We start from the raw sequence: 4,321 nt of genomic DNA, 5'->3' as shown, positions 1-4,321 counted from the left end.
TGGTCGCTGCTGGGCGCGGGCGGCCCGGGCGTGCAGAACGCCGGCCGCGAAGGCCGCTACGCCTTCTATGTGGCGTTGAAGGCCGACTACTGAGCTTCGCCGCCCAATTGCGCCCCTACTCCAGCGACAGGGCGAATTCCTCGAGGATGTCGATCAGCTCGTCCGGCGCGGCCAGCAGCGGCTCCTCGCTCGGGAAGCGGTAGCGCCAGTAGCTGGCGGCGTGGGAGATGACGCCGATGTCCTCGCCGAGCGCGCGGAACACGGTGGGCGCGCCTATCAGGAAACGCGAGAAGCCGGCGGGGTCGATCTGGTCGCGCAACAGAGCGTAGGCCTGGTCGTACTCCGCCAGCGCCTGGCCGACCTGCTGGGTGCGGCGGGCGAAGCCGTTCGCCACCTGGTTCTTCAGCTCGTAGACCCGGTCGAGCACCGTCTGGCCGCGCGAGCCCACGAGGCGCACCGCGCCCAGGTCGGCGATCATGTCCTCCAGCGTCGGCAGCACGTCGCGCAGCGACCACTTGTAATAGAGCAGGCCGCGCCAGCAGAAGAGGCCTTCGCCGTACTCGCTCTCCTCCAGGTGCAGCGCGCCGCGCAGGGCTTCCAGGCGGAGGTCCTCCTCGCCCGAGAGGATGGCGTGCACCAGCCGCTCGGTCTCGTGGCTGACGCGGTCTCCGCCGCAGGCCAGGCGCACCAGATCCTCCAGCTCGTGGCGCACGAAGCCGTGCATCCGTTCGAGGTCGGCGTCGGACAGGACGAAGTAGGCCGCCGCGACCTGGAACTGCCGGCGCTTCAGCTGCTCGCGCACCAGGAACGGGTCCAGCGAGGGCAGCTCGTCCAGCGCCTCCAGGATCGCCACGTCGTGGGCGTGCGGCTTGGGATCGCCGTGCAGCGAGCCGACCGCCTTGGTCCAGCCCTGCTGGCCGATGAACAGCGAACGGCCGCCGAGGCTGAGGTCCGTCCGCTCGAAGGGGATGACCAGTTTGGTGCCGGTGTAGCGCGGCCGGGCGAAGACGCTGTGCTCGTCCGCCCGCAGCCGGTGCTTGATCAACAGCGCTCCGCCGAGGACGCCGGCGGTGAAGAATGGGGCCAGCCGCTCGCCGCCGCGCTCGGCGTTGCGGGCCGAGATCGCGGCGAAGTTGAGCACCCGGCTGGTCGCGCCCGTGCGCTCCAGCCCTTTCAGGCTGCGGAAGGCGCGATCGCGCTGCGCGACCGTCATGGCGTCCACTCGTGGAATTCCGTCGAGGGCGCAGGATGCGACAGTCACGTTTAACGACAACTTTCCGGCGTGGCCTAATTGGCCGCTCACAATTCGCGCAGAATCTCCGTGGGCTGACGCCGATTGAGGCGCGGGCGAACATTGGTCGCCCAAATTAATGAAACTACAGCTGTGGGCGACGAGGCGCGGCTAGGCTCAAGGCGTGATGAGCTTTCTCCTCGCGTCCTTGCCGGCGCCGCTCGACTGGCTCAGCTGGGGGCTCCTGACCGGCCCAGCCGGGCTGGTGCTGATCGGCGTCGGCATCTGGGGCCTTAAGGGCCCCTCCGGCGGCGAGCCGGACGCCGAGACCTATCGCCCGCTGCACGAGCGCGACGTCGTCAGCGGCGGCTGACAGTGGTCACCGGCGGGGCCTGCTCCCAGCCGCCGCCCAGCGCCAGGAACAGCTTCACCTGATCGGCCGCGACCTGGCTGTTCGACGCCGCCAGCGCCGCGTCGGCCTGGGCGAGCGTCCGCGTCGCGTCGAGACCGGTGAGGTAGGGGCTGCGCCCGGCTCGGTAGAGCCGTTGGGCCTGGCCCTCGGCGACGGCCGCCTCGTCGCGCGCGGCGCGCAGGTCGGCGTTCCTCTGAAGGTCCTGGGCGTAAGCCGACAGGGCGGTCTCGGTTTCCCGCAGCGCGTTCAGCACGACGCCGTCGAACTTTGCGAGCGAGGCGTCGGCGGCGGCGTCGGCTTGGCGGATGCGCGCGCGCTCCCCGCCGGTGGGGAAGGTCCAGGAGATCAGCGAGCCGGCGTTCCAGCGGTTGGCCGCCGGCTGGCCGATGTCGGCGAGCAGGCCCGTCGAGCCGACGCCGAGGCCGAGCGTGACCGTGGGATAGAGGGCGGCGGTGGCGACGCCGATCCGGGCGGTGGCGCCGGTGAGGGTCCGGTCCGCCTGGCGCACGTCCGGCCGGCGGCGCAGCAGGGCCGCGCCGTCGCCGATCGGGATCGGTCGATCGAGCTTGGGCGGGACGGCGCAGTCCGCCACGGCCGTCGGGAACTCCGCCGGCGGCTTGCCGGTCAGCGCCGCCAGACGGAAGAGCGCCGCCTGGCGGCGGGCGATCAGCGAGGGCGCGCTGGACCGGCTCTGGGCGACCAGGGCGCGCGCCCGGGTGACGTCCAGCGCCGTCCCGCGCCCGGCCGCCGTCAGCCGCTCGGTCACGGCGAGGTTTCGCGCCTGCAGCTCGACGGTGCGGCCCGCGACGGCCAGTTCCTCGCCTGCGGCGCAGGCGTCGATGTAGGCGGCGGCCACCTCGCCGGCGACGCTCACCCGGGCGAGGTCGAGGCCCGCCTGGCTGGCCTCTGCGTCCGCCTGGGCCGCCTCGGCTACGCGCCGCAGCCGGCCAACGAGGTCGATCGTGTAGGAGACCTTCAGCCCGACGTCGGCCAGGTTCTCCGGCGGGATCGGTTCGAACAGCAGGAAGGACTCGCCGGATTCCCGCGCCCGCTCGACGGAGCCGGAAACGTTCACGGTCGGCTCGCCTGCCGCCCGCGCCTCGCCGACCACCGCCTGGGCGCGCGCGAGGTTGGCGGCGGCGACCCGCAGGTCCGTATTGGCGGCCAGCGCCTGCTGTTCCAGGGCGTCGAGCGTCGGGTCGTGGTAGAGCCGCCACCAGCCGGGCGGAAGCGGATCCTGCGAGACCGCGCGCGAGCCCGCGCCCAGGAACGGTCCCTGGGCTGCGGGCGCCTTGACCGCCGCGGCCTCGGGGACCTTGTAGTTCGGGCCGACGGTGGTGCAGGCGCCGAGCGCCAGAAGGCCGGCGGCGGCGAAAAGGGCCAGGCGCTTCATGGCCGCGCTCCTGATGCTTGCGGTTTCGGCCCCACGACCTCGACGGTGGCGGTGCGGCCGGCGACCAGCCGGACGTCCGCCGGCGCCTCGTCGAGCGCCACGCGCACCGGCACCCGCTGGGCCAGCCGCACCCAGTTGAAGGTTGGAGTGACCGAGGGCAGCAGGCTCGCGCCGGACGTGCGGTCACGGTCCTCGATGCCCCGGGCGATGCTGGCGACGTGGCCGCGCAAGGGGGTCGGCTCGCCCATGATCTTGACCCGCACGGGCTGGCCGACGTGCAGGCCGGGCAGCTTGGTCTCCTCGAAATAGCCCTCGACTCGGAACGAGTGGGCGTCGATCAGCGCCAGCACCGCCTTGCCCGAGGTGACGTAGTCGCCGGTGCGCAGGGTGAGGTCCGAGAGGTAGCCGTCCACCGGCGCGCGGACCACCGTCCGTTGCAGGTTCAGGGCGGCGACGTCGCGCGCGGCGACGGCCTGGGCGAGCATGGCCTGGCTCTGCTCGGCCTTGGCCTCGGTCTGCTCCAACGTCTCGCCCGCGACGAGATCGCCGAGCTCGCGGTTGCGGGCGAGCTCGCGCCGGGCCTGGGCCAGGGTCGAGCGCTGGGCCGCGACGGCCGCCTCCGCCTGGCGCAGGGCGAGCGTGTAGCGGTCGCGGTCGACGACGAACAGCACCTGGCCCTGCTTGACCGCTGCGTTGTCGGCGACCGCCACCTCGGTCACCAGGCCGGAAACGTCCGGGGCGATCTGCACCACGTCGGCCCGCACCCGTCCGTCGCGCGTCCAGGGATCGCGCTGGAAGTGCACCCACAGGCGCTGGGCGCCGACCAGGGCCGCCGCCACGAGCGCCAGCGTGACCGCCATGCGGGCGAGATCGGAGAAGGAGAGCTTGAGGCGAAGCATGGGATCAACTGAGGGGGAGGCGGACAGGCAGGGCGACGACAATCGCCCAGAGGATGACGAACAGGGCGGTGTCGAAGAGCGCCGGGTGCCAGATGAAGCGGTAGGCGCCGACGAGCGCGAGCAGCCGCCGCAGGAGGAAGGAGAGGCCGAGCGCGATCACGGCGGACACCAGGACCGCCGAGACGAAGACGCCGCCGACATCGCTTTCGCCGATCATGCGGCGCCTCCCGAGAAGGCCGGCGCGGCGGGAAAAAGGTTGCGACGCAGGCCGACAAGGCCGGAGGCCGTCTCGCGCGGCGCCGCGCCGGGGGCCGCGGCAAGGGCGGCGAGGGCGGCGTCGACCTCTGCGAGCAGGTCGGCCCCGGGCGGCTGGCGTCCATCGCGGG

Annotated in this window: 5 protein-coding genes; 1 reads left to right on the top strand and 4 read right to left on the bottom strand. The window is 72.9% G+C overall.

Annotated elements, in window-relative coordinates; genetic code table 11:
- Positions 1-115 precede the first annotated feature (115 nt).
- The gene (locus tag VJS38_RS14410; protein WP_324088843.1) at positions 116-1,213 is read right to left on the bottom strand and encodes a hypothetical protein; all 1,098 of its coding nucleotides are present in this window, start codon (positions 1,211-1,213) and stop codon (positions 116-118) included.
- A 205-nt stretch (positions 1,214-1,418) separates the two neighbouring features.
- Here VJS38_RS14410 and VJS38_RS14405 point away from each other — a divergent pair, with 205 nt between their 5' ends.
- Positions 1,419-1,604 (top strand): hypothetical protein, encoded by a 186-nt coding sequence (locus tag VJS38_RS14405; protein ID WP_324088842.1) that lies wholly within the window; start codon positions 1,419-1,421, stop codon positions 1,602-1,604.
- Here the strand turns inward: VJS38_RS14405 and VJS38_RS14400 are convergent.
- The 3 genes from VJS38_RS14400 to VJS38_RS14390 are packed head-to-tail and all read right to left on the bottom strand — an operon-like array spanning position 1,591 to position 4,152.
- Positions 1,591-3,036 (bottom strand): TolC family protein, encoded by a 1,446-nt coding sequence (locus VJS38_RS14400; protein WP_324088841.1) that lies wholly within the window; start codon positions 3,034-3,036, stop codon positions 1,591-1,593. The genes VJS38_RS14405 and VJS38_RS14400 overlap by 14 nt on opposite strands.
- Positions 3,033-3,935 (bottom strand): efflux RND transporter periplasmic adaptor subunit, encoded by a 903-nt coding sequence (locus VJS38_RS14395; protein ID WP_324088840.1) that lies wholly within the window; start codon positions 3,933-3,935, stop codon positions 3,033-3,035. The genes VJS38_RS14400 and VJS38_RS14395 overlap by 4 nt, the downstream gene beginning before the upstream one ends.
- Before the next feature lie 4 nt (positions 3,936-3,939).
- Positions 3,940-4,152 (bottom strand): DUF1656 domain-containing protein, encoded by a 213-nt coding sequence (locus VJS38_RS14390; protein WP_324088839.1) that lies wholly within the window; start codon positions 4,150-4,152, stop codon positions 3,940-3,942.
- Positions 4,153-4,321: the final 169 nt, after the last annotated feature.

This window comes from Phenylobacterium sp. (genome assembly GCF_035276905.1).
Classification (GTDB): Bacteria; Pseudomonadota; Alphaproteobacteria; order Caulobacterales; family Caulobacteraceae; genus Phenylobacterium.
This window is presented reverse-complemented; position numbering and strand designations above follow the sequence as displayed.

Excerpts from the sequence above, each read along its gene's own strand:
- VJS38_RS14410 (WP_324088843.1), bottom strand. The coding sequence starts at position 1,213 with ATGACGGTCGCGCAGCGCGATCGCGCCTTCCGCAGCCTGAAAGGGCTG.
- VJS38_RS14405 (WP_324088842.1), top strand. The coding sequence starts at position 1,419 with ATGAGCTTTCTCCTCGCGTCCTTGCCGGCGCCGCTCGACTGGCTCAGC.
- VJS38_RS14400 (WP_324088841.1), bottom strand. The coding sequence starts at position 3,036 with ATGAAGCGCCTGGCCCTTTTCGCCGCCGCCGGCCTTCTGGCGCTCGGC.
- VJS38_RS14395 (WP_324088840.1), bottom strand. The coding sequence starts at position 3,935 with ATGCTTCGCCTCAAGCTCTCCTTCTCCGATCTCGCCCGCATGGCGGTC.
- VJS38_RS14390 (WP_324088839.1), bottom strand. The coding sequence starts at position 4,152 with ATGATCGGCGAAAGCGATGTCGGCGGCGTCTTCGTCTCGGCGGTCCTG.